The organism is Candidatus Tisiphia endosymbiont of Sialis lutaria (assembly GCF_964026535.1).
Classification (GTDB): domain Bacteria; phylum Pseudomonadota; class Alphaproteobacteria; order Rickettsiales; family Rickettsiaceae; genus Tisiphia.
The window spans coordinates 1,138,904-1,163,644 of sequence record NZ_OZ032153.1; the positions used below are offsets into that span (position 1 = coordinate 1,138,904).

Genomic DNA, 24,741 nt, shown 5'->3' on the forward strand with positions numbered 1-24,741 from the left:
TTTAGATATCCCATCATTGCGAGGAGGCGTGAGCCGACGAAGCAATCCAAACATTGATTAAAAATGGATTGCCAAGATCACTACGTGGTCTTGCAATGACGAAGATGTTATCTAGAACATTAACGGGTTAGATTTATCTTAAAGGGCAGATATTACGTAAATTAAGGAGGGTTATGTATAGAATTAACTTTATTATTATAATCTTATCTTTCATACTTACAGGTTGTCTTCCAGCTATTTTTACTGCAGCCACTAGTTCTACTATCGCTGCTGCAAAAGATCAGTCCATTACTGAAACAATTGATGACGTAAAAATATCGGCAAAGATCAAAGCTTCTTTTATAAAAAATAGTTTCAGGGAATTATATACTAAGATTAAGGTTGAGGTAGAACAGGGTAGGGTGCTACTGACTGGAATCATAGATAAAAAAGAAGATGCATTAAAAGCTGTAGAACTTGTCTGGGATGTAACAGGAGTTAGTGAAGTTATTAATGAACTGATAATAGATAAAAAAAGTGATCATTTTGACTTAGTGCAATACACTAAAGATGCTATGATTACTAGTCAGATTAAAGCTCGGCTTTTTATTAAGAGAGATATAAAGTGGGTAAATTACACCATTATTACAGTTAATAATATAGTATATATATTTGGTATAGCAAGGTCTGAAGAAGAGCTAGAAATGGTCACTTCTATTGCTTCTCAGATTAATGGGGTGGAAAGAGTAATCTGTCACGTTAAAATGAAGGAAACTAAAAAGATTAATAATGAACATGATATAAATGAAAATGAAGTTTAGATATATTCTTTTGTTGCTAGTTTGTTGTATGGGGCTTAGTTCTTGTTCTACTTCATCAAAGACTAGCGTATATAAAAAATTATCTCAGGAAGATCCTAAAAATACTCATTACAAGGGACATTATAAGATAGGCAAAAAATATACTATCAAAGGTAAAACTTATCAGCCTAAGGAAGATGTTAATTGTGATCAAATAGGTATGGCATCTTGGTATGGTTTCAAGGATAATACCCATGGGAAAAAAACAGCCAATGGTGATATCTATAATAAACATATGCTAAGTGCAGCTCATCGTAGTTTACCGCTGCCTAGTTTAGTCAAAGTTACTAACTTAAGTAATAATAAGTCCCTGATTGTGATGGTTAATGATCGTGGACCTTTTAAAAAGAACCGTATTATAGATGTTTCAGAAAAATCTGCTGAGATTTTAGGATTTAAAAGACGTGGTATAACAAAGGTTAGAGTGCAATATATGCCTAAAGATACTAAAGAATTTTTGCATAATATTGCTTTAAGACCTAAGGAAAATTGTATCGCCCAAAGAAAAGTAGCCAATCCTAAATGTAGCGTTAATTGTCATATAAAATTAGTAAATCTAAAACATAAATTGACAGTTAATCCTTGATTTACTGTCATTCCTGTGTAGGATGTCATTCCTGCTTGACTTAGGTTACCCCTGCGTAAGCAGGGGTCTAAGATTCCCGCCTACGCGGGAATGACAAAAAAGTTAGGATAACGTTTTTTAGGGGATGGCATAAAGTTTGTAAATAGTTGAGAATATAGAGGAGTCATAGATGATTGTTCCTGGGAAATATAAACTAAATAGTACTCAATATCTCGAATCTTATAAAAAGATATTGTTGCTTAGAAGATTTGAAGAAAAATGTGGACAATTATACGGTATGGGTCTAATAGGTGGGTTTTGTCACTTATATATTGGACAAGAAGCGATAATTACTGGTATAGATTTAGTAAAACAGGCTGGTGATAATACTATTACCAGTTATAGGGATCATGCTCATATTATTTCAGCCGGGACTGAAGCAAAATATGTGTTAGCAGAGCTAATGGGTAAGGAAACTGGTTGCTCGAAAGGCAAGGGTGGTTCAATGCATATGTTTGACGTACAAAACAAATTTTACGGTGGGCATGGCATTGTAGGAGCTCAGGTGCCGATAGGTACTGGTTTGGCTTTTGCTGAAAAATATCGAAATACTGATAATGTGTGTTTTACCTTTTTAGGAGATGGGGCAGTTAATCAGGGGCAAGTATATGAAGCTTTTAATATAGCGGCATTATGGCATTTACCGATAATTTATATTATTGAAAATAATCAATATTCAATGGGTACCTCAGTAGCCCGTTCGACCTTTATGACTGACCTTTACAAAAAAGGGGAGTCGTGTGGTATTACCGGCTTTAAAGTAAATGCTATGTCATTAGAATCGGTTTATGATTATGCTCGGCAAGCTGCAGAGTTTACAAGAAATGGTGGCGGACCAATAATATTAGAAATGGATTGTTATCGTTATCGAGGACACTCAATGTCTGATCCAGCCAAATATCGTAGTAAGGAAGAAGTTGATATCTATAAAGAACAAGACCCCTTATCGCGAGTGAAGGATATAATCCTGGATAACAAATATGCTAGTGAGCAGCAGTTGAAAGAAATTGACAAAGAGGTCAAAGATATTATTGCAGAAGCAGTTGAGTTTTCAGAAAGCTCAGCCTTACCGGATGAGAAAGAACTATATACTAATATTTATGTTGTGAATGAGTAGGAAGATGTTACAAATAACAGTACGGGAAGCTTTGCGTCAGGCAATGCAGGAAGAAATGTTGAAGGATGATAGCATCTTTATTATGGGAGAGGAAGTTGCCGAGTATCAAGGAGCATATAAGGTAACCCAAGGATTGTTAGAGCAATTCGGGGCAAAAAGAGTAATTGATACACCAATAACAGAACATGGCTTTGCTGGGGTGGCTATTGGTGCAGCTTTTTCGGGGTTGCGTCCAATTGTTGAATTTATGACATTTAATTTTGCTATGCAAGCAATGGATCAAATAGTTAATTCTGCAGCTAAGACTCATTATATGTCTGGTGGAATTATTAAATGTCCAATAGTATTTCGTGGACCAAATGGAGCAGCAAGTCGAGTTGCTGCACAACATAGTCAAAATTATACAGCTTGTTATAGTCATATTCCGGGGTTAAAAGTAGTAGCTCCCTATAGTGCAGAAGATCACAAAGGGTTGTTAATGACGGCTATTCGTGATGATGGTCCAGTGATTTTTCTAGAGAATGAAATTCTCTATGGGCATAGTTTTGAAGTTCCAGAAATAATCGAGCCTATTCCTTTTGGGCAAGCTAAGAAACTTATTGAAGGTGATGATGCTACCATAGTAACATTTTCCTTACAAGTTAAGTTGGCTTTAGATGCGGCAAATAGTTTGCAGGATAATGGCATTAACTGTGAGGTGATTGACCTTAGAACGATCAAGCCTTTGGATATAGAAACTATATTACAATCAGTCAAAAAGACTAACCGATTGGTTATTATAGAAGAAGGTTGGTTTTTTGCCGGGGTTGGGGCAACTATAGCTAGCATGGTGATGAGTCAGGCATTTGATTATCTAGATGCTCCCATAGAAATTATCTCGGGTAAGGATGTTCCTCTACCATATGCTGTTAATTTAGAGAAATTAGCCTTACCAACTATCGAAGATGTTATTAGTGCTGTGAAGAAAGTGTGTTATAGTTAAGAGGAGTAATTATAGCACCATTTGTTGCTTTTCTGGATTGCTTCGTTGGCTTCCGCCCCCTCGCAATGACGTTTGGGTTGTATATACGTCATTGCGAGACCATGTAATGGTCGAAGCAATCTATTTTTAATTATTTTCCTGGATTGCTTCGTCGGCTTATGCCTTCTTCTAATAGACAGCATGATGGGTGCTTACTCGGCTATAGATATAGCTTTTACTCGATAATCAAGTTTTTTTGTAGATTTGAATAAAATATAGGATAATGGTTGTCATCCTTACGAAGGCAGGGATCTAAAAATGCCATGAGATATTATAGATTCCAACCTACGCGGGAATGACAATTTACTTCTACTATTTATAAGCTCTGCAAAAAACTTGATTATCGAGTTTTAAGCTATATCAACTTAGAAATAGTTTTTCCACCAATAATATGGAAGTGAAAATGAAACACACTTTGTCCGGATATCACACCTTTATTGGTAATTAAACGGTAGCCATCTTGCTCTAAACCTACTAGAGATGCAATATAAGATAGTTTGGTAAAATAATCTTTAATTTCATCACCAGAAGCTTTGAGGATAAAGTCGCTATAGTCAATATACTCTTTTTTCGGTATAACTATTACATGTACCGGAGCTACAGGATTTATATCGTTAAACGCTATTAGATTCTCATCTTCATATATTATTTCTGCTGGTAGATACTTGCCAATAATTTTTGCAAAAACATTATTTTTGTCATACATATTCATTATACTCTAATTCTTATTACCTACATTAAGTGTTTTAAAAATTTTAATTCAGCTTCTATCTCAGATTTTGCTAATATTATTTCTGTTAGTCGGTATTTTTTTTGTTTCAAATCATATTCTCTCATGTCAGCAGCAAAAAAACCAAATATTAACATAATAGCTATTCGACTGGCAAAGGTAAGATAAGTAAAACCTAAGCTTGATATAGCTACACTTATTATTAAAGTAATTATTAGTGCTAACCACATTCTGTGATATAATGCCCAAAATATATTAAAAAATGCAGCAAATAACGAAAAACCCTGTTTGATAATAATAAAATCATTATCTTTTTTTTGAGGATTAACATATATTGAATAAATATTCATAGGAGAGTCTTGTAATTATGATACTGAATGATTACTTAAACATCATAATAATAAACAAACAACTAAACATCAATAGCTAAACATCAATATTTAGAAGATTATTTATGTCAGACAACTCATTACACGGGACTACTATACTGTGCTTAAGAAAAGGCGGAGAAGTCGTGATTACCGCTGATGGTCAGGTTTCCCTTGGTAATACAATTTTAAAATCGACAGCCAAAAAATTAAGAACTATGTTCAATAATAGTATTATTGCAGGCTTTGCTGGCTCTACTGCCGATGCTTTAACTTTATTTGAAAAACTAGAATTAAAGCTAGAAAAACATTCATACCAGTTACTGAGAAGTGCAGTAGAATTGGCAAAAGAGTGGCGTAGCGATAAATATTTACGTAAACTTGAAGCAATGATGATTGTTGCAGATAAAAAAAATATATTAATTCTAACTGGTAATGGTGATGTAGTTGAACCTGACGGGGATGCTGCTGCCATTGGTTCTGGTGGATTATATGCCCTGGCAAGTGCTAGGGGATTAATGTCTTTTGATAATAACCTAACTGCAGAAGAGATTGCTTTAAAATCAATGCATATTGCAGCTGACATTTGTGTTTTCTCTAATCATAACATTATTTTAGAAAAAGTTATATGAGTACTAGTATTAAGAAAAAATCCGCGGGAACTCCTGCTAAATCTGTTAAAACTTCGGTTAAACCTGTAAGAACTCCACCTAAATCAGTGGAAATTCCTGCTAAATCTATGGGATTAACTCCTTCTAAAATCGTAGCTGAGCTTGATAGATTCATTGTTGGACAATATAAGGCCAAAAAAGCTGTGGCGATCGCTTTACGCAATCGCTGTAGGCGTAGAAATGTAGCCGAGCCACTTCGTCAAGAAATCGTTCCAAAAAATATTTTAATGATTGGACCAACTGGCGTAGGTAAGACTGAAATCGCTAGAAGGCTTGCTAAGCTTAGCGGCTCACCTTTTCTTAAAATAGAAGCCACTAAATTTACTGAAGTAGGATATGTTGGACGAGACGTTGAGTCAATAATACGAGATTTAGTGGAGATAGCTGTTAATACCCAAAAAGCTAATGCTAAAAAAGAAGTTATTGCTAATGCAACTTTAAAAACTGTAGAAAGAGTATTGGACGCTTTAGTAGGCAAATCGGCATCAGTTGAGACTAGAGAGAAATTTCGTCTTAAGCTTGAAAAAGGTGAACTCGATGATAATGAAATTGAGATCAATATAGCAGATTCAGGTAGCATATTTGGTAGTAATTTTGAAATTCCTGGTATGCCAGGAGCGGCTATGGGTGTGTTAAATGTTTCTGATATGATCAGCAAAGTCATCGGTACTAGTAAAACAAAAAACAAAAAAATGCTAGTTAAAGATGCTATGTTAACTATCTTGGCTGAAGAGTCAGATAAATTGATTGATCAAGAAAAAATTACTCAAGATGCATTAGTGCTAGTACAAAATGATGGTATAGTATTTTTGGATGAGATTGATAAAATTACTTCAAGACCGGAGGGAAAAAGCTCAGAGATTAGTAGAGAGGGAGTACAGAGGGATTTATTACCTATTATTGAGGGTACAACAGTTAATACTAAGTATGGTTCTGTAGAAACTGCTCATATATTATTTATAGCATCAGGGGCTTTTCATTTATCAAAACCATCTGATTTATTGCCCGAGTTGCAAGGAAGGCTACCTATTAGAGTAGAGTTAAACTCACTCACTAAGGAAGATATGGTGAAAATCTTGGTTGAACCAGAATCAAGTTTAATAAAACAATATTCAGCCTTAATTGGCACCGAAGGGGTAGAATTACAATTTACTGATAAGGCAATAGATAAGATTGCTACTTATGCAGCAAAAGTTAACTTAGAAATTGAAGATATTGGAGCAAGAAGATTGCATACTATTTTAGAAAATTTATTGGAGGATATAAGTTTTAATGCAAGTGACATGAAAGAAAAAAAGGTAGTTATGGAGGATCATTTTGTCGACCAGCAATTATCAAAAATTATCAAAAATCTGGATTTAGTAAAATTTATTTTGTAAATGATAGTTCATCTTGGCAGTTTAACCTTTAGTGGTATAGACATTATTGATGTCGATGTGCAAGTACAGATATCGCCAGGTATACCTAATTTTACTATAGTAGGGCTAGCGGATAAAACCATTGGTGAGTCTAAAGAAAGGGTTAGGGCAGCTCTGTCTTCCATAGGTCTTGCCCTACCTGCCAAGAAAATACTTATAAATTTAGCTCCAGCCGATTTGGTTAAAGAGGGTAGTCATTTTGACCTTGCTATTGCTTGTGCCATACTTAGCAGTATGAAAATTTTACCAGCTGGAGAAATGCAAGAATATCTAGTAATAGGGGAATTATCTCTAGATGGTTCTATATTACCTGTCAGTGGAGCTTTGCCTGCTGCTATTGGTGCTGCAGCTAGAAATAAAGGGCTAATTTGTTCAAAACAGAATGGTCAGGAAGCTGCCTGGTCTGGCAATAATAATATTTTGGTAGCAAGTAATTTAATAGAGTTAGTTAATCATTTTAAAGGTCTGCAAATATTATCATCACCAGAATTGGAAATTGACACTAGCATCATAAATTACCCTGACTTTAAAGAGATCAAAGGGCAGAAAACAGCCAAGCGGGCTTTAGAAATAGCAGCTTCAGGTAGCCATAATTTATTAATGTTTGGTCCACCTGGTACTGGGAAATCGATGCTGGCACAATGTATACCTGGCATATTACCCAAAATGCGACCCGAAGAAATATTAGAGTGCAGTACTATAGCAAGCGTTGCAGGCAAGTTAGCAAATGGCAAACTATCAAGGGTTAGACCCTTTCGTGCTCCTCACCATTCCTGCTCGATAGCAGCAATGGTCGGTGGTGGTGTGGGTAAAAGAGTAAAGCCAGGTGAGATTTCATTAGCCCATAATGGGGTATTATTTTTAGACGAATTACCAGAGTTTCCACCTAATGTTATCGAATCTCTAAGGCAACCAATTGAAACTGGGGAAATACTAATTGCTAGATCAAATTCGCATATTAAATATCCAGCTAACTTTCAGCTAATAGCCGCAATGAATCCTTGTAAATGCGGTTATTTAAGCGATCCGCATAAAGCATGTTCAAGAGCTCCAAAATGTGGTAGTGATTATCAGATGCGTATTTCCGGTCCAATCATGGATCGATTTGATCTACATATAAATGTAGGCTCTATCGATTCATATAATTATAATTTAATAGGAGATGATACAGAAGAAGGGTCTGAACAAATAGCTAATAGGGTTGAAATAGCTCGCAATATTCAACAAACTAGATATGAAGGATATAATATCAAAACAAATAATCGTTTGGATGGGCAACTGCTTATTGAATATGCACTACCAGTTGATGATGGAAAAGATTTACTTAACGAAGCAGCTACAAAATTTCGTATATCAATGCGGGCATATAATAGAATCTTACGAGTTGCAAGAACTATAGCTGACCTAGAAGGTTCTCGCAATGTCTATAAGATACATATTGCCGAAGCACTAAACTATAGAAAAATGGATAATAACCTATAGTTAACTCGAGAGGGGCAGGTGTCATCTCTGCTAGAATTAGTGTCCCCCCTGCGAAGGTAGAGGTCTAGATTCCCGCCTACGCTGGTGGGTTAATTATATGTTCAAACCATATTTAGCTAGTAAAGAGGAAAGTTCAGATTTTATACTATTCATTCCTTCCAAACTATCTGATTCATATCTAGCAATAATTTTGGCTTCAGTGTTAGAGGCTCGGAGTAACCACCATGCATTAGAGTCAATTGATGAGTCAATCCTTATACCATCAATGTCATTGAAAGCGATATTTTGGCTAATTAAATCATCTTTTATTTGCTGAATAATATCAAATTTGAGATCATCTGGTACCGGGATGCTAATTTCAGGAGTGCTGTAACATTTAGGTAGCTCATCTATCATATCGTCCAAGGTTTTTTCTGATCTTGATAATAAATCAAGAAACCGTAGAGCAGCATAAATTGCATCATCATATCCATAATATTTATCAGCAAAAAATATATGACCGCTAGTTTCGCCGCCCAGTAATGCCTTAGTTGTTTGCATCTTGTCTTTAATAAAAGAATGACCTGTTTTCCACATTATCGGTCTTCCGCCATATGACTTAATCTGATTAAATATGGCGCTACTTGATTTAATATCCATGATAATAGTTGCTTGTGGATTTTGGTCAATTATATCTTTTGCTAATATACAAAGAATCTGGTCGCCTAAAATTATTCGTCCTTTCTTACTTATAATGGCTATACGATCGGCATCTCCATCAAATGCAATACCAATATCGCAATCTTGGGTTTTCACTACTTCTATTAGTTGTTCTAGATTTTTAGCAATAGTGGGATCTGGGTGGTGATTAGGAAAATTACCATCAATTTCCGAATTGATAACGATATTTTTGTTGGGTAACCTTAATGCTAATAGATCAGTAATATTTCCAGCCGCACCGTTAGCTGGATCCCATGCTACTTTTACTTTAGGTTCTATAGTTATTTCTTGTAATATCCTATCTATGTATTGAGTTGTGATATCCAGCTCTTTCGCTATAGATGATGCTATAAACTTATCAGGCATATTAGACCAATCAGTATGTAGAATGCTATTTAGTAAATGTTGTATTTGTTGGTCGAAAAAAGACTTGCCTTGCGATAACATCTTAAAACCATTATCATCTTTGGGATTATGTGAACCTGTGATCATTATACTAGCTTGTGGCTTAAATATCTTATCAGCAAAATATAGCATAGGAGAGGGGGCGACTCCTATTGAGATAGCCTGTCCACCAGCTGAGATAATGCCATTAACCAAAGCATGGTAAAGGGCAGGGGAGCTTAATCTACCATCTCGCCCTATCAATATTTTGTTCCCTTGTTTAGATATACTCAGTTTAGTAAAACAAAATCCAATTTTATAAGCAATAGTTGTATTAATATCCAGCAGACTGCTTCCACGAATATCGTACAATCTAAAAATTGTTCTATTTATTTCCATTGTCATTACTATTTTAGTATACTTGAAATGATTTAAAGAGTTGATAGTATAAATGAAAATTTTAGCATTGGATACGGTAAATAATAGTGCATCTGTTGCGATTTCTGAAGATAAAGTTATTTTAGCCTATATCGAGGATTTAAGACCCTCTATGCAGGCTGAAACAATAGTACCAATGATTGAAGAAGCTCTGAGAATAGCAAAGCTTTCTTACCATGACTTAAATTACCTAGCCGTTACAAATGGTCCAGGTAGTTTTACCGGTATTAGGGTAGGGTTGTCAGTAGCAAAAGGCATTTTGCTAAGTACCAATATCATAGGTACTACTATATCTAATTTTGAGTATTCCTGGCGGAGAGCCACTAGGCAAGTAAATAACCATAATAAAAAGGTTACTTTTAAGTTTTTTATTTTTCTTAATGCATATAGAGAGCAATTATATAGCCAGGTTTTTGATCAAGATGGACAGTCATCTATTCCTTTATTGATAAATTATGACCAAGTTGGGCAGTTATTAAATACAGAAGATAATATTATTAAAGTCTGTGCTGGTAGTGGGTTAGAGATGATATACGACAAGATTAAGGATTTAGAAAATGTAATAATCTTACCGCGTTTCACTAAAATTAAGGCATGGCATATATGTCAATATATAGCTGATAAAATAGCTGAAAAATGTAATTTTTCTAACTCTATCGAGCCATTATATATTAGAATGGCTGATGTGAAGATTAAACAGAGTTAGCTATAGCTTTAGCCTCAGCGTCATTGCGAGGAGACCGTAGGTCGACGAAGCAATATAGTCTTGATGTATCTATACTAATTCTCATGGATTGCTTTGTCGCTGCTAAAGTAGCTCTAAGCCATGACTCTTAGCAGTCAGCTTTTTTACTGATCATAAGGAAATAAATAAAAAATTGTAGAGTACTATTCTCTAGTAAAATTACAAAATCCCTGAAAGGGTAATAAGTAACTGGCGGGAGTGACGGGACTCGAACCCGCGACCTTCTGCGTGACAGGCAGACGCTCTAACCAACTGAGCTACACCCCCTTTTCAATATCTATAACATATAGGCAAGTCGTAATATATATAAAGTCAACCCTTTTGTCAAGAACTCATCAGTAACTTGTCAGGCGTTGCCTAGAAACAGTTGGTATACTCTTCAAATCATTTGAGTATATGAAATAAAATATTGCTAGAGTATGATAAGTGAATAGCAATAAGGAGAACAAATCTCAGGGGAATGGAAAGAATGTAAAACATACAAATTTGAAAACATAGTGAAGAATGGTTTACAAGATGGGGTGCAAAGATATAAATGCAAGATTTGTGGTTGTGTTTTTCGAGGTAAAGAAGCAAAGTTATAGTGCAGAGTTTAAAATAATTGACTATAACTGCTGGATAATGGGAGAGAAGGAAGAACTTGTTGTGTGGGCATTAAAAACCACCCATTATAGCATAGTATGTATATCACAAAAGCAACAACATTACAAGCATAAGAACTTAAAAAAATATGTATTTAGTAAAATTGCTAGTAGGAACCAACAGAATATATTATAATATACGCAAGTATATTCAATAACTAACTGGTTATAATATGTCTGAGAAACGTGATATTAATGAAGAATTTGAAAAAGTATCTAATGATTTAGATAAAGAATTATCTAAATTTGAAAAAGTGGGAGATATCTTCAATGATTCATTAGATAGGATGGCTGGTTCCGTTTCCGATCAGGAAGTAGATAAATTGCTAGAACAAATGCAATCTGAAGTGAATTTAGATAAGAAAAGTGCAGCATTAGGCAAACAAAAAGATCAAGAATTAGCAGATAGGCTTAAGGCTATAAGAGATCCAAGACCTACGGAAGAAGCGTTAAAAAATCCTGCACCAATACCAACTGTCAAAGAATTAGAGGATAGACTGAAAAAGTTAAAAGATTCAACAAAAATTGTTGAAAAGCAAACTGCCGAAAAACCGCAAAAGAAAATTAGAAAATTAAATGAAAAATTAAAAGATAATGAGATTAAACAGTCTCAGTCGATAAAACCAATAAAAAAAGCAGTTAATAAAGCAGCTACCAGCTCAAAGGATAATAAGTTACAGACTAACGCTCCTGCAGCATTGCCAGAACCGGTAATTAGGGAACCGTCTGAATCCGATAAGAGAGATAAAGACACTTTGCCACCATCAATGACCAAACCTGGACAAACAACAGGTTGGTTTGCAAAAATTATAAACGCTATTATAGAGGTTATTGTTGATAATATTAAAGGACTCCTTGGTAAACCACAAATTCAAGATACTACTAAACAGCAGAGTCAACAAATGCCTTTAGAGAAAGTGCAAGCAGATGTTAAGAAGCTAAATGAACCATTAGTAGCATTTAAAAAGAGACAAGAATTAAGGACAGATAGATTAAGACAAAGTCTACAAAAGGTTAGGCAAGGAAAAACCCCTTCTAGCACTTCAAAATTATCCACAATCTCACCAACAAAGGCACCAACGAAACCACCAGTAATTAGGCAAAAACCTAGTAATAATAGATAAAACTACTTCCTTGGAATATTAAACTATAGCTGATATTCTAGTGCTACTTCCTTACCGCAAAAAGCCATAGATATTTTGATGATTTTTTGAACATGGGAGTATTCTTTTATTTTAGCCTCATATCGTTTTTTTGCTATTTGCTCTAGCCCTTCTCTGGCAACAGATTCTAACTCTTCTGGAGACTTGCATATTTTATATTCAATAATAATGGTGTTGTCTTGCTTTCCAGCTCTAGGTATCAACATAATATCAGCCCTACCGCTACCAGTCTCTCTTTCACTGTCTATTATGTAGTCAGAAGCTAAGGTATTAATCAAACCTAGCATAAAGCCACTATAAAATAGCTCGGCTTTTTTCTCGCCAGTTTGGTAAAAACTAGTAGCATTTAACAATAATTCTTGCAATCTTTCTTTAAACTGTTCTATTTTACCTGCCGGCAGCAAAGTAGCAAAAGAATAATATCGAGAGTGATCAATTTGTAACTGATCAGTAACCCATTGGAGCATTCTGGCATTATATATATATCGTACCTCTTTATTTGGTACCGACAATTCGTAAATATCTTCTTCTGGTTTTTTAGCAACAGGGTTTAAATAACCGCTAAATAACAACAAGCTAAATAATCCTACTGGCTTGTTGATATCAGCAAAACTAATTTGTTTGACAATCGGTGAGATAATACTCTTTCCGGCAGCTAAGCTCTGTAAATCTTCCTGCATTCCATCTGACAATAATGCTTTATCAACAAGACCCGTCCCCCCACTATCAAGCCAATAATGATCAAGCTTGCCTTTATGAGCCAAACATTGCATAATCGACCATGGATTATAGATGATCTCCCCACCAAAACTATAGCCATTATACCAAGCTTTAATTTGTTCAGGATTAGTTGCTGTTGGTACTTTTGCTAACAATTCATCAACTTCTGCTTGAGTAAAACCATAGAACTTAGAAAATTCTTCATCAAGCAAGCTATATTCACTAACATTATTCAAATCCGAAAATAAATTAGCCTTAGCAACCCGTAATATGCCGGTTATTACGCCTTTTTCTAAATAAGGATTAGTTTTTAAACTACTGCCAAACATCCCACGGAATATTTTTAGTACGTCGTCAAATTCTTTTAATTTATCACCAAATTCAATATACGAACTATTGATCGGTGTGTCATATTCATCGATCAATATATAAACTTTTTGAGCAAAATGTTTGTACAATACTTCACTCAAAACCCGTAAACTATCTTTTAAGTCTTCCTTATCAAGCTTTCCTGTAAAATATCGATTTAACTTTTCCTTTTGTGCCTCATCTAGTAATTTTTCATCTGTTGTTATATAACGCTTTAAATATCGATGGTTTGTAAACAGATTAGTTACTTGATTTTTTATTCCATTCTCAATTTCCTGGTAGTTACTGCCTTTAACATCCTTAAAATTTATGGAAATCACCGGAAATTGACCTTGACGTTTCATGCTACTTGCGTCATGAACAATCTTTAAAGATTTGAGCTCTTTAGTTTCGTCAAATCCTAAATCTACTGTACCACCAGTAAATAGCTTGCTATTTACTCTATCCTCTTCAGGTAAAGGCGTACCTCTCTCATCCACCTCTATCTCAAAAAATTTCTGCAGCATGTTCATATTCAAGCTCTTACCCCATCGTCTTGGTCTGGTGATCAATATAACCTTACCACTATCTTCTAGCAATTCCTTTATCATTAGACTTTTATCAACAAAGACATCACTATTAACTAGCAGGTCATAGAATTCATCGGTACCTACCCTCATTCTTGGTGGTTTATTATTTTCCATATAAATATCTCGATCGGTTGTATTATGATTAAATCAGCTTTCATGGGTGTCATTTTTTTAGTGAAACAGTACGTAGTAACGCTACTTTGTCCAGTTGTTCCCAAGCAAAATTCTGATCTTCTCTACCAAAATGCCCATATACCGCTGTTTTTTGATAACAAGCAGTTTGCAATTTGAGTTGTTTTATAATTCTACCTGGTCTTAGATCAAAATGCTCATTTACTAATTCTGCTATTTCGTTATCAGTTAGTTTACCAGTACCAAAAGTGTCAACTAAAATAGATACAGGAGCTGCCACTCCAATTGCGTAGGATATTTGTATTTCACAACGATCCGCTATCTCAGCTCCTACAATATTCTTCGCAATATAGCGAGCCATGTAAGCAGCAGAACGATCTATTTTTGTTGGATCTTTGCCAGAAAAACAACCACCACCATGCCTAGCCATTCCCCCATAAGTATCTACTATAATTTTTCTACCAGTAAGCCCACAATCTCCTACAGGTCCACCAATAACAAATCTACCAGTAGGGTTAATTAAATATTTTGTGTCTTTAGTAATCCATTCTGCTGGTAGTTCTGGTTTAATAATTTCATCCATTACCGCTTCTACTAGTTGGCTATGAGTTACATGGCTATAATGCTGAGTTGATAATACAACCGTATCAACACCAATCGGCTTATTGCCTTGATATCGTAAAGTAATTTGTGATTTTGCATCTGGACCAAGCCATGGCAAAATTCCTTGCTTACGTAATTTAGCTTGCCTCTTAACTAATTTATGAGCATAATATATTGGAGCTGGCATCAGAACTTCTGTTTCATTACAGGCGTAACCAAATACCATCCCTTGATCACCAGCACCAATCATATCCTCATCTTGGTTATCCACACCAATAGCTATATCTACTGATTGTTTGGTAATACCGGATATAACAGCACAAGAATCTGCGTCAAACCCAAGGCTTGGGTCGTTATAACCAATCTCTCTTACTGTATCACGTGCTATTTGCTCTATATCAACCCAAGAATTTGTAGTAATCTCTCCACTTACTAAAATCATACCAGTTTTCACTAAAGTCTCACATGCAACACGGCATTTAGTATCTTGAGTGATAATTGCATCTAAAATCGCATCAGAAATTTGGTCAGCAATTTTATCTGGGTGTCCTTCAGACACCGATTCAGAGGTAAAGATTTTATTCATTATCATAAAATACTCTTTTATTAACATTTTCATTTATAGCTATAAATATAACAGATTTTTATCATCCACTAATAGCTGTTTTCATTATTTTTTCATTCCCATTTCCTCTTGTCATTTCCGCTTCGGTGCGGAATCTAGACCCCGCACCAAAGCAGGGGTGACAACTACACTTTTTTGTCATTCCCGCGTAAGCGGGAATCTATAATACCTCAGGGCATTTTTAGATACCTACTTTCGCAGGGATGACAACCATTATCCTATATTTTATTCAAATCTGCAAAAAAACTTGATTATCGAGTTATAGATTCCGCACCGAAGCGGGAATGACGAAAAAGTTAGATGTCACCCTTGCGAAAGTAGGGGTCTTAGATTCCGCACCGAAGCTTAAAAATCGTAGAGAAAAATAACAAGTAGGTTCCTAGGCTCTGTGAACAAAACTTTAATTGTTTAGATTTTGAGTGTTTTTAAGCGAAAATTAATAAGATTTTTGCCGGAATAGTTAGTTCTATTTTAAAAAAATCTTATAATTTGCAGCTAAAAAGAGTCAAAATCTAAACAATTTAAATTTTGTTCACAGAGCCTAGAAGGCTGCCTGCGATAACCAGAAGATTGTTGTTTTTACCATCTGATTAGAGCCGAACCCCAAGTTACTCCAGCACCAATAGCCGTAAAAAGCAATAGATCGCCTTTTTTAATATTGCCATAAGATTTTAGAGAAGCAAGAGCTAAAGGAATTGAAGCAGCCGAACAATTAGCATGTTTTGCAACCGTTTTTACTACTTTACTCGGATCGATTTTTAGTCGATCTACAACGGCATCTATAATTCTTACATTTGCCTGATGTGGAATAAAATGATTAACATCATCTATGGTAAAATTATTATTATGCAATATTTCTTCAGCTATCTTACTCATCTTTTCTACTGCATGTCTAAAAACTTCCTGTCCTTTCATTTTTATTTTACCGGTTTTGCCATTACTACTTACACCACCATCAGTGTAAAGAATATCGTGATAACGACCATCCGAATAGATATTACTATCTATTATACCGGAGTTATCATCACTATATTGCAAAATTACCGCACCGGCACCGTCGCCAAATAAAATACAAGTAGCTCTATCGCTCCAGTCCATTAGAGATGACATTTTTTCAGCACCAACTAATAATATGGTTTTATATTTTCTAGATTTGATCAAAGAGTCGGCAACATGTAAACCATATATAAACCCCGAGCATACTGCCTGTAGGTCAAATGAAGGTACATTACCAAGCCCTAGATAACCTTGTAACTTAGAGGCGGTAGAAGGAAAGCTATTATCTGGAGTAGTAGTACAGGTAATTATCAAATCTATAGATGCTGGATTTAATCCAGCATCATCTATAGCATTTTGGCTAGCTTTAATAGCTAAATGTGATGTATATTCATCATCAGCCGCGATATGTCTTTGTAATATACCGGTTCTTGAATGAATCCATTCATCGTTAGTATCAACTGATAGCGATAATTCTGCATTACTGAGAATACGCTTCGGCAAATAGGCACCACACCCAAGAATTTTACAAGTCATTGTGGTTTATGCTACTTCTTCATCTTTTTCTCGCTTCTGGACAATAACCTGACGACCATTATATGTGCCATCAGCTAAAGATATGTGATGAGGAAGCTTATATTCTCCTGTTTGAGAATCTATTACTACATTAATTTTACCAAGTGCAAGGTGAGAACGCCTCATATTGCGTCTTGATTTTGATGTCTTCTTTTTTGGAACTGCCATATAGCCTCTTAAAAATTACACTTTAGAATAAAAAGTATTTGTCAAATCGATATAGCAGTATATTATACTTCCATTACAAAATCTAGGTATTTTAAACATAAAATTTATGAAATTCATTATAATTCAAACTTTTCTTATTTCATCTATATTACTCACATTGTGTAGTTGTAAAACTATAGAATCAAGGGGGCAGTATATTGATGATAATTTATTAACTACACTTGAAGAAAAAAAGCTTAACAAATCGGAAGTAGAAGATTTAGTTGGTACGCCAACAATTATACCCGATTATACTCCTAATACTTGGTATTATGTTCAACGTTCTTTAGCTAGGAGAGCCTGGTTTGAGCCAAAAGTAATTGAACAAAAAATAATAAAAATTGCTTTTAATAAAAAAGATGTAATTGAGGAGGTTTTAGTACTTAATGATTCGCATAAAGATGATATAAATATAATGGGAGAATATACGAAAACTTACGGTACAGAATTAAACGGGCTACAGAAATTTGTAAAGAATATTGGTAGGTTCAATAAACCTACTGAGGGAAAAAAGACAAAGAAACGATAAAATCATACTTGCAATATTTCGTGAATACTGTATAAACTGAACGATACTAGTTCTTAAATCATTCGAATATACTCCTTGCAAATTAAAGAGTTAATAGACGAGCTTAAAGAGTTTATGGCCCCTTCGTCTAGTGGTTAGGACGTTACCCTTTCACGGTGAAAACACGGGTTCGAGTCCCGTAGGGGTCACCAGTACTCAATAGTGTTATTTAGTATATAGTTTACAAAAACTTGAGTAATTGATTTATCAATTTTCAAGTTTTTATTTTTTTTATGTACAATTTGTGATTATTACCCCATGAAATCAGTTCAGGGTTTATACATACAGTTCAGGATTATATGTCACAAAAGCTCGGTTTTTGGTCAGTTTTTGCTTTAGTTATTGGTAGTCAAATTGGCACCAGTGTTTTAATATTACCAGCAAGTTTAGCGCCATACGGTATTTTTAGTTTAGTTGGAGGAGTAGTATCCTCCTGCGGTGCTATAATTTTAGCACTGTTATTTGCTATACTTTGTTGCCGATTCCCACAAACAGGTGGACCCCATGTTTATTTAAAAAAGGCATTTGGTAATGATGTAGCATTTTTTACCGGCTGGACTTATTGGGTTATTTCATGGGTTAGTACGGCTGTAGTTGTTATTTCAGCTATTACATATTTAATACCTTTAATTGGGGTGAATAATAGTTTTGTGATCTTAATTTTGCAGATATTATTGTTATTTGCTATTATGTTGCTAAACCTTAAAGGTGTGGAAGTAGCAGGGCGAGCTGAGTTTATACTAGCAATTCTAAAATTTATTCCATTAATAGTAGTGCCAATTGCGGCATTATATCAGTTTGATAGTAATAATTTTGTTATGGATAAGCAAATAACTAATTTAACTTTTTCTCAAATTCTTGGTAAGGTAACATTATTAACATTCTGGGGATTCATTGGTTTAGAATCAGCAACTGCTCAAGCTGGTTCGGTAATGAATCCATCAAAAACAATACCAAGAGCTGTAGTAATAGGTACGCTTTGTGTTGCTATTTTATATCTCATTAATAGTGTTGGAATAATTGGTTTAATCCCACCAGAAGACTTAATACATTCTAAAGCTCCTTATGTAGATGCCACCCAAATAATTTTTGGTGGTCAGTGGCATCTACTTATTTCTTTGATTGCTTCAATTATTTGTATTGGAACGTTAAATGCTTGGGTACTAATCAGTGGACAAATTGCTTTGGGACTTGCCCAAGACGGCTTAATGCCATCTTTTTTTGCTAAACAAAATAAAAATGGCACTCCAATTTGGAGTTTAATCATAAGTTGTATTGGAATATTATTATTATTGATTAGTACAACCAATGAAGATTTATCAGAACAAATTACCGAAATAATTGATTTTTCCGTTATCTCTTTTTTATTTGTATATCTAGCCTGTAGCGTAGCTTTTTTAAAATTACTACTAACAAAATCAGAAAAATCTTCAACATATCAATGGTTAATTGCCCTAGGATCAATTGCCTTTTGCCTATGGATTATTTATGAAACACCATTAAATGTTACAATAAAAGCTATCTCATTTGTATTAAGCGGAATACCTGTTTATCTTTGGTATAAAAAGCAATCGTTTCTTAGGTTATGTAAACAAATCTTATAAGGATATAGATGCTTAAGTCCTGTATATTATTATTAACTATAATATTATTCCTACAAGGATGTAGCACCTCATCTGTTAATAAGACATTTTTAAACGTCACGGCACAGCAATTACAAAAAGATTACAAACTGAATCACGGCACTTTAATTATACAATATAATTTAGCAGCACTAAGTAAAAATGACTGCATTTATGCAAAAAATTTTGGTCTTGTTATTAATAATGACAAATATAACAAGGCTTTTTTGCAAAAATTTAAAGTTATCGGCTCTAAGAATATTAATAGCCAAGCAATTAATAACCAGGCAATGATTAAATCAACTAAGATCAAAGATTTGCTGATAAAATTAAATTGTAAGTATAAGTTTTTATCCCCAGAACAATTACAACTTGTTCAAAAAGCTAGTAATAAAAATAGTTCTTATAATCTTAAAGAGCTGGCACAATTAGATAAGCTAACTACTGCTATTCCTATAATGTTACCACAATATAATGTAAAGGTTACTAGTCACTATGGCATGCGTAAACATCCTAGGAAGAAACAAAAAAAATTTCATTGCGGAATAGACTTAAAAGGATACCAAGACTTTTCCATTTATGCCTCTGCTAATGGAACAATTATTACCGTAAAGCGAAAAAGTTCTTATGGAAATTTAATAGAAATAAAACATTCAGATAAATTTATTACCAAATATGCTCACTTAAAAAAAATGCACGTAAAAGAAGGAGATATTGTTACCAAAGGTCAGATTATCGGAGTGCAAGGTAATAGTGGTAACAGTACGGGAGAGCATTTGCATTTTGAAATTTGGCTTAATAATAAGCCTGTCAATCCATTCGATTTCATATCGCATGCTTGCAACTGTTAAAAATTTTGATATAATACTTATTCTTTAAAATAGTAACAAGAGAAGCCGTAGCTCAGCAGGATAGAGCGAGTGATTCCTAATCACTAGGTCGGGGGTTCGAATCCCTTCGGTTTCACCATTCTTCAATTTTGCTATATTTTGCATAGAAGTAAAGGTGGTTTTAGTACTAAAATTTATGCCCTCGTTGATGCCACTGAAGTTTATACTAGCTACTGGGTAAAGAAATGATATCACTCAGGCTGAAAATCTTACTAAAGATGTTCAGAATACGACGGTGATAGGCGATAAAGGATATGATAGTAGTGCGTTTGTAGAAAGCTTAGAAAATAAGGGGTTATTTTCTAGGTCTGATAAAGCCCCAACCACTTTTTTAGCTTTTCTAAATTTCGTTGGAGCTTTAATATGGTTACGTTAAAAATTTTGTCAACAGAACCTAGTACTACAGTTGTAGTTTAGATGTGAGCATTCACGATTTTTTTGCTATTTTTTTGTGATGAATAAAAAAACCTGATCACCAAGCGTCATTGCGAGGAGACCGTAAGGTCAACGAAGCAATCCATTTCTAATCACTTTCCTGGATTGCTTCGTCGGTCTGGCAACCTCCTCGCAATGACATCTTATACTTTAACCTTTTTTCCGTGAACACTCACATTCAATCTACAACTGTAGTACTAGATATCCACAACAAAAAATTGGGCAAATTGTCTATGGTTTAACACTAATCTCTAATAAATACAAAAACCTAAATAATAACAATCAGTTTAATATTTCTTTAGGTTTTTGTAATATATAGAAATTTTATTAAATCCCTGAGTCTTCTGGTAAATGGGCAATATCTCCAGTTAATAACTTCTCGAAGTCTTTATACAAATTATCGGAATTAAAGTTACTGGCGTCAGATAAGAACAGCTTAAATTTATGGTAACTTGTTTCTGTTCCTAAGCTATGTTTTGTTGGTGTTTCTTGAATTGAGTACTGTTCCTTAAGCAGTTTTATTTTCTCTATAGCCTCATCTAATTTTTGCATTTTCTGTAATTTTAGTACCATAACAAGCTCTAGTGTCTCACACTTTGATTGTTGTATTATTTCGAGGTTTTTTTGTTTCTCTTCTGCTTTTATATTATCTTCAGAAACCAATTTTTCTTGTACAGAATCTACTCCTTGCTCGATCTTCTTAGATAATTCTTCTGCTTGTAATTGGTTTCTCTCTAATAGTTTATTTATATCCTCTAATAACTCATCTCTTAACCGGTTCCACCCCAAATCTATTATCACAGTTTTATTATTTTGTAAGGCTTGGACTACTGCCTTCGCCCCCTCATCGCCTATATTGTTGTCCCACAAATCTAGCTTTTTCAAAGTTTTATTATTTTGTAAGGCTTGTGCTAGTGCTATCGCCCCCTCATCGCCTATCTGGCAGCATCGTAACGCTAGTGTCGTCACAGTGCTATTGTTTTGTAAGGCTTGTGCTATCGTCTTCGCCCCCGCATCGCCTATCTGATTTTCCAAATATATTGTCGTCACAGTTTTATTGTTATCTAAGACTTTGGCTATTGCATTTGCTTCCTTATATCCTATCTGATTCTTGTTGTGCTTAAATTCTATGCTTGTCACTGAAGGGTAAAGATTACTTGTATTTTTGTTTACATCTATAATAGCATATATTTGGTTAACTAAATTATCGCTTATATTGTTGTTATTTAAACTTAGTTGCATTACAGTATCATTTTTCTCTAAGGCGAGGACTAGTGCCTTCGCGCCCTCATCGTCTATCTGGTTGGCACCCAACCTTATTGTTGTCACAGTTTTATTATGATTTAAGGCTTGTGCTAGTTCTTTCGCCCCCTCATTGCCTATATGGTTGTTATCCAAATTTATTGTCGTCACAGTGTTATTGTTTTGTAAGGCTTGTGCTAGTGCCTTCACCCCCTCATCACCTATCTGGTTGGCACCCAAATCTATTGTTGTCACAGTTTTATTATTTTGTAAGGCTTGGGCTAATGCCTTCGCCTCCTCATCTCCTATCTGGCTGAATCTCAAATCTATTTCTTTAAGATCATCGCCTACTTGCAGGGCTTCGATAATTTCTTTAAGTGTAGCCATAATCATTTACCTCATAAATTTAATTAATATTAAATTATTCTAAATAATTTCTAGTAGTTTAATCCAATTTTCTTACTCTGGATATAATTGCTAACTGCATAGCGATATTTTATAAACTTGTAAAGTAAAAACCTATAATCTTTACAAATAAACCTTATATGTAAGGCTAAAGATATAGGAAACAGACCAAAATATTAAATCAATAAATGACAAACCATTTTGACAGCTATTTTTAATATGATGAATGAAAGTTATAACTTGTGCAAATAAAAAAGTTAAGAAAATTGTTAATTTTTTAATAAAATAACAAAATAATCACAACAATTTTAGTACAATAAAGTATAACTTATTTCCTCAGATTTTTGTAATATATAGGAATTTTGCTTAGAAAGCATTATTGACTCCTCCTGGAAGATTTAATATCACCATATATATTACAAAAACCTAAAGAAATATTAATTTATTGTTATTATTTAGGATTCTTGTATTTATATATTAAATAGTTTAAAGATTCACCACATCAATCTGATATTCTAGTGCTACTTCCTTGCCACAAAAAGCCATAGCAATTTTGATAATTTTCTGAATGTGTGAGTGTTCTTTTATTTTAGCCTCATATTTTTTTCTTATGATTTGATCTAGCCCATCTTTTGCGATAGATTCTAGAGTATCAGGAGATTTGCATATTTTATATTCAATAATAATAGCATTATTCTGCTTCCCAGCCTTAGGTATCAACATAATATCAGCTCTACCACTGCCTGTTTCTCTCTCACTATCTATGACATAGCCAGGAGATAAAGTGTTAATCAAACCTAGCATAAAACCACTATAAAATAACTCGGCTTTTTTCTCGCCAGTTTGATGAAAACTAGTAGCGTTTAGTAATAACTCTTGTAATTTCTCTTTAAATTCTTCTATTTTACCTGCCGGCAGCAAACTAGCAAAAGAATAATATAAAGAACTATCCATTTGTAACTTGCTACTCACCCATTGTAATAGCCTGGTTTCATATATATACTCTACTTCCTTATTAGGCACTGATAATTCGTAGATATCTTTTGCAGGTTCGATAGCTGTTGGGTTTAAATAACCACTAAATAGCAACAGACTAAATAACCCACTTCGCGTATTAATATCGCTGAAACTGATTTGTTTGGTAATAGGTGCGATGATACTTTTACCGCTAGCTAATTGTTGGATATCAATTTGTATTTCATCTGATAACAATGCTTTATCAACAAGCCCAGTGCCACCGCTATCAAGCCAATAATGGTCAAGCTTACCTCTAGTATCTAGGCATAACATAATTGACCATGGATTATAAATCACCTCCCCACCAAAACTATAGCCATTATACCAAGCTTTAATTTGTTCAGGATTAGTTGTTGTTGGTACTTTGGTTAATAACTCATCAACCTCTGCTTGAGTGAAACCATAAAACTTAGCAAATTTTTCATCTAGCAGAGTATATTCACGAACATTATTCAAATCCGAAAATAAATTAGCTTTAGCAACCCGTAATATGCCGGTTATTACGCCTTTTTCTAAGTAAGGATTAGTTTTTAAACTACTACCAAACATTCCGCGAAACATTTCAAGTACCTGTTCAAATTCTTCTGGCTTGTTACCAAACTTAATGTATGAACTATTGATCGGTGTGTCATATTCATCGATCAATATATAAACTTTTTGACCAAAATGTTTGTACAGTACTTCACTCAAAACCCGTAAACTATCTTTTAAGTCATTTCTCTCAAGTTTCCCATCAAAATATCTCCTTAGTTTTTCTTTTTGGGCATTATTTAATAGTCCTGTATCTTCTGTTACATGATGATTTAAGTAATGATGACTTGCAAATAATTCTATAATTTGATCCTTTATACCTAGTTCTATTTCTTGATAACTACTACCTTTTACATCTTTAAGATTGAGCAAAATCACCGGAAATTGACCTTGTTGAGTCATGGCATATTCATTGCCGTTAATCTTTAAAGGCTCTAAAGTCCTTTTTCCTTTAATACCTAAATTGATTTCCCCACCGGTAAAGAGAATGCGATTAACTCTATCTTCTTCAGGTAAAGGCGTACCTCTCTTATCCACCTCTATCTCAAAAAATTTCTGGAGCATATTCATATTCAAGCTCTTACCCCACCGTCTTGGTCTGGTGATTAGGATAACCTTACCATTGTCCTCTAGTAATTCTTGAATCATTAGACTTTTATCAACAAATACATCACTATTAACAACCAAGTCATAGAACTCATCCGTACCTACTAGCATTCTTGGCGGCTTATTTTTACCTTGAATGGTACTAATATCTTTAACTGTTGTATTAAGATCAGAAAGTTTAAAGGTCATATTATTATATTATATTTGAGAATTACTATAAATATTTGCTTTAAGAAAGTGTAGCATAAATAAGCTAACAGCACCAGCAATTATCTTTTTGACAAATA

22 protein-coding genes, 3 tRNA genes and 1 pseudogene are annotated in these 24,741 nt (G+C 34.3%); 16 read left to right on the forward strand and 10 right to left on the reverse strand.

The window, feature by feature from the left end; all coding sequences use genetic code 11:
• Positions 1-173: 173 nt before the first annotated feature.
• The 4 genes and pseudogenes from AAGD20_RS05520 to AAGD20_RS05535 all read left to right on the forward strand — a co-directional run bounded on the left by AAGD20_RS05520 (position 174) and on the right by AAGD20_RS05535 (position 3,563).
• Entirely contained in the window at positions 174-800 is a 627-nt protein-coding gene (locus tag AAGD20_RS05520) for a BON domain-containing protein (RefSeq protein WP_094648685.1), read from the forward strand.
• A gap of 4 nt (positions 801-804) precedes the next feature.
• Positions 805-1,425: pseudogene (locus tag AAGD20_RS05525) on the forward strand (septal ring lytic transglycosylase RlpA family protein); the annotation flags it as partial.
• A 169-nt stretch (positions 1,426-1,594) separates the two neighbouring features.
• Positions 1,595-2,581 carry a pyruvate dehydrogenase (acetyl-transferring) E1 component subunit alpha gene (gene pdhA / locus AAGD20_RS05530; RefSeq protein WP_341748751.1) on the forward strand — a complete coding sequence of 329 codons (987 nt, stop codon included), beginning with the start codon at positions 1,595-1,597 and terminating at the stop codon, positions 2,579-2,581.
• Between the two features lie 4 nt (positions 2,582-2,585).
• Complete coding sequence (locus tag AAGD20_RS05535) at positions 2,586-3,563, forward strand: pyruvate dehydrogenase complex E1 component subunit beta (protein ID WP_094648688.1); 978 nt, start codon at positions 2,586-2,588, stop codon at positions 3,561-3,563.
• Between the two features lie 394 nt (positions 3,564-3,957).
• Here the strand turns inward: AAGD20_RS05535 and AAGD20_RS05540 are convergent, their stop codons facing one another.
• Both AAGD20_RS05540 and AAGD20_RS05545 read right to left on the reverse strand, forming a co-directional pair.
• Positions 3,958-4,308, reverse strand: coding sequence for an HIT domain-containing protein (locus AAGD20_RS05540; protein ID WP_094648696.1), 351 nt, complete (start codon positions 4,306-4,308; stop codon positions 3,958-3,960).
• Positions 4,309-4,334: 26 nt separating this feature from the next.
• Positions 4,335-4,682: a DUF2628 domain-containing protein gene (locus tag AAGD20_RS05545; RefSeq protein ID WP_341748752.1), complete on the reverse strand. Its 348-nt coding sequence runs from the start codon at positions 4,680-4,682 to the stop codon at positions 4,335-4,337.
• A gap of 104 nt (positions 4,683-4,786) precedes the next feature.
• Here AAGD20_RS05545 and hslV point away from each other — a divergent pair, with 104 nt between their 5' ends.
• The 3 genes from hslV to AAGD20_RS05560 all read left to right on the forward strand — a co-directional run bounded on the left by hslV (position 4,787) and on the right by AAGD20_RS05560 (position 8,271).
• Positions 4,787-5,332, forward strand: a complete 546-nt coding sequence (gene hslV, locus AAGD20_RS05550; RefSeq protein WP_094648690.1) for an ATP-dependent protease subunit HslV — start codon at positions 4,787-4,789, stop codon at positions 5,330-5,332.
• 107 nt (positions 5,333-5,439) lie between these two features.
• Complete coding sequence (gene hslU / locus AAGD20_RS05555) at positions 5,440-6,750, forward strand: ATP-dependent protease ATPase subunit HslU (protein WP_094648697.1); 1,311 nt, start codon at positions 5,440-5,442, stop codon at positions 6,748-6,750.
• Positions 6,751-8,271 (forward strand): YifB family Mg chelatase-like AAA ATPase, encoded by a 1,521-nt coding sequence (locus AAGD20_RS05560; protein ID WP_094648691.1) that lies wholly within the window; start codon positions 6,751-6,753, stop codon positions 8,269-8,271. It begins immediately after the preceding gene.
• Positions 8,272-8,364: 93 nt separating this feature from the next.
• Here the strand turns inward: AAGD20_RS05560 and AAGD20_RS05565 are convergent, their stop codons facing one another.
• On the reverse strand, positions 8,365-9,753 hold the full coding sequence (locus tag AAGD20_RS05565; RefSeq protein ID WP_341748753.1) for a phosphomannomutase/phosphoglucomutase: 1,389 nt from the start codon (positions 9,751-9,753) through the stop codon (positions 8,365-8,367).
• 52 nt (positions 9,754-9,805) lie between these two features.
• Between AAGD20_RS05565 and tsaB the strand changes: the two genes are divergently transcribed.
• Positions 9,806-10,498: a tRNA (adenosine(37)-N6)-threonylcarbamoyltransferase complex dimerization subunit type 1 TsaB gene (gene tsaB / locus AAGD20_RS05570; protein WP_094648693.1), complete on the forward strand. Its 693-nt coding sequence runs from the start codon at positions 9,806-9,808 to the stop codon at positions 10,496-10,498.
• Positions 10,499-10,727: 229 nt separating this feature from the next.
• On the opposite strand, the gene AAGD20_RS05575 is transcribed toward tsaB, so the two are convergent.
• Positions 10,728-10,804 (reverse strand) — tRNA-Asp (locus AAGD20_RS05575).
• A 237-nt stretch (positions 10,805-11,041) separates the two neighbouring features.
• Between AAGD20_RS05575 and AAGD20_RS05580 the strand changes: the two genes are divergently transcribed.
• Both AAGD20_RS05580 and AAGD20_RS05585 read left to right on the forward strand, forming a co-directional pair.
• On the forward strand, positions 11,042-11,314 hold the full coding sequence (locus AAGD20_RS05580) for a hypothetical protein (protein WP_341748754.1): 273 nt from the start codon (positions 11,042-11,044) through the stop codon (positions 11,312-11,314).
• 37 nt (positions 11,315-11,351) lie between these two features.
• Positions 11,352-12,302 carry a hypothetical protein gene (locus AAGD20_RS05585; RefSeq protein WP_341748755.1) on the forward strand — a complete coding sequence of 317 codons (951 nt, stop codon included), beginning with the start codon at positions 11,352-11,354 and terminating at the stop codon, positions 12,300-12,302.
• 23 nt (positions 12,303-12,325) lie between these two features.
• Here AAGD20_RS05585 and AAGD20_RS05590 read toward each other — a convergent pair whose 3' ends face one another.
• The 4 genes from AAGD20_RS05590 to rpmF all read right to left on the reverse strand — a co-directional run bounded on the left by AAGD20_RS05590 (position 12,326) and on the right by rpmF (position 17,099).
• On the reverse strand, positions 12,326-14,113 hold the full coding sequence (locus AAGD20_RS05590) for an AAA family ATPase (RefSeq protein ID WP_341748756.1): 1,788 nt from the start codon (positions 14,111-14,113) through the stop codon (positions 12,326-12,328).
• A gap of 49 nt (positions 14,114-14,162) precedes the next feature.
• Entirely contained in the window at positions 14,163-15,323 is a 1,161-nt protein-coding gene (metK, locus tag AAGD20_RS05595; RefSeq protein WP_341749471.1) for a methionine adenosyltransferase, read from the reverse strand.
• A 615-nt stretch (positions 15,324-15,938) separates the two neighbouring features.
• Positions 15,939-16,892, reverse strand: coding sequence for a beta-ketoacyl-ACP synthase III (locus AAGD20_RS05600; protein WP_094649448.1), 954 nt, complete (start codon positions 16,890-16,892; stop codon positions 15,939-15,941).
• Between the two features lie 6 nt (positions 16,893-16,898).
• A complete protein-coding gene (rpmF, locus tag AAGD20_RS05605) occupies positions 16,899-17,099 on the reverse strand; it encodes a 50S ribosomal protein L32 (protein WP_094649449.1) in 201 nt (66 codons plus the stop codon).
• A 106-nt stretch (positions 17,100-17,205) separates the two neighbouring features.
• Between rpmF and AAGD20_RS05610 the strand changes: the two genes are divergently transcribed.
• From AAGD20_RS05610 to AAGD20_RS05635, 6 genes are all read left to right on the forward strand, one after another.
• On the forward strand, positions 17,206-17,667 hold the full coding sequence (locus tag AAGD20_RS05610; protein ID WP_094649450.1) for an outer membrane protein assembly factor BamE: 462 nt from the start codon (positions 17,206-17,208) through the stop codon (positions 17,665-17,667).
• 116 nt (positions 17,668-17,783) lie between these two features.
• Positions 17,784-17,858 (forward strand) — tRNA-Glu (locus tag AAGD20_RS05615).
• 147 nt (positions 17,859-18,005) lie between these two features.
• Complete coding sequence (locus AAGD20_RS05620) at positions 18,006-19,310, forward strand: APC family permease (RefSeq protein WP_341748757.1); 1,305 nt, start codon at positions 18,006-18,008, stop codon at positions 19,308-19,310.
• Between the two features lie 8 nt (positions 19,311-19,318).
• The gene (locus AAGD20_RS05625) at positions 19,319-20,179 is read left to right on the forward strand and encodes a M23 family metallopeptidase (RefSeq protein WP_341748758.1); all 861 of its coding nucleotides are present in this window, start codon (positions 19,319-19,321) and stop codon (positions 20,177-20,179) included.
• A gap of 41 nt (positions 20,180-20,220) precedes the next feature.
• Positions 20,221-20,297, forward strand: a tRNA-Arg gene (locus AAGD20_RS05630).
• A gap of 156 nt (positions 20,298-20,453) precedes the next feature.
• On the forward strand, positions 20,454-20,594 hold the full coding sequence (locus AAGD20_RS05635) for a hypothetical protein (protein ID WP_341748759.1): 141 nt from the start codon (positions 20,454-20,456) through the stop codon (positions 20,592-20,594).
• A gap of 386 nt (positions 20,595-20,980) precedes the next feature.
• Here AAGD20_RS05635 and AAGD20_RS05640 read toward each other — a convergent pair whose 3' ends face one another.
• Entirely contained in the window at positions 20,981-22,282 is a 1,302-nt protein-coding gene (locus tag AAGD20_RS05640) for a hypothetical protein (RefSeq protein WP_341748760.1), read from the reverse strand.
• A gap of 504 nt (positions 22,283-22,786) precedes the next feature.
• Positions 22,787-24,643, reverse strand: a complete 1,857-nt coding sequence (locus tag AAGD20_RS05645) for an AAA family ATPase (RefSeq protein ID WP_341748761.1) — start codon at positions 24,641-24,643, stop codon at positions 22,787-22,789.
• Positions 24,644-24,741 lie beyond the last annotated feature (98 nt).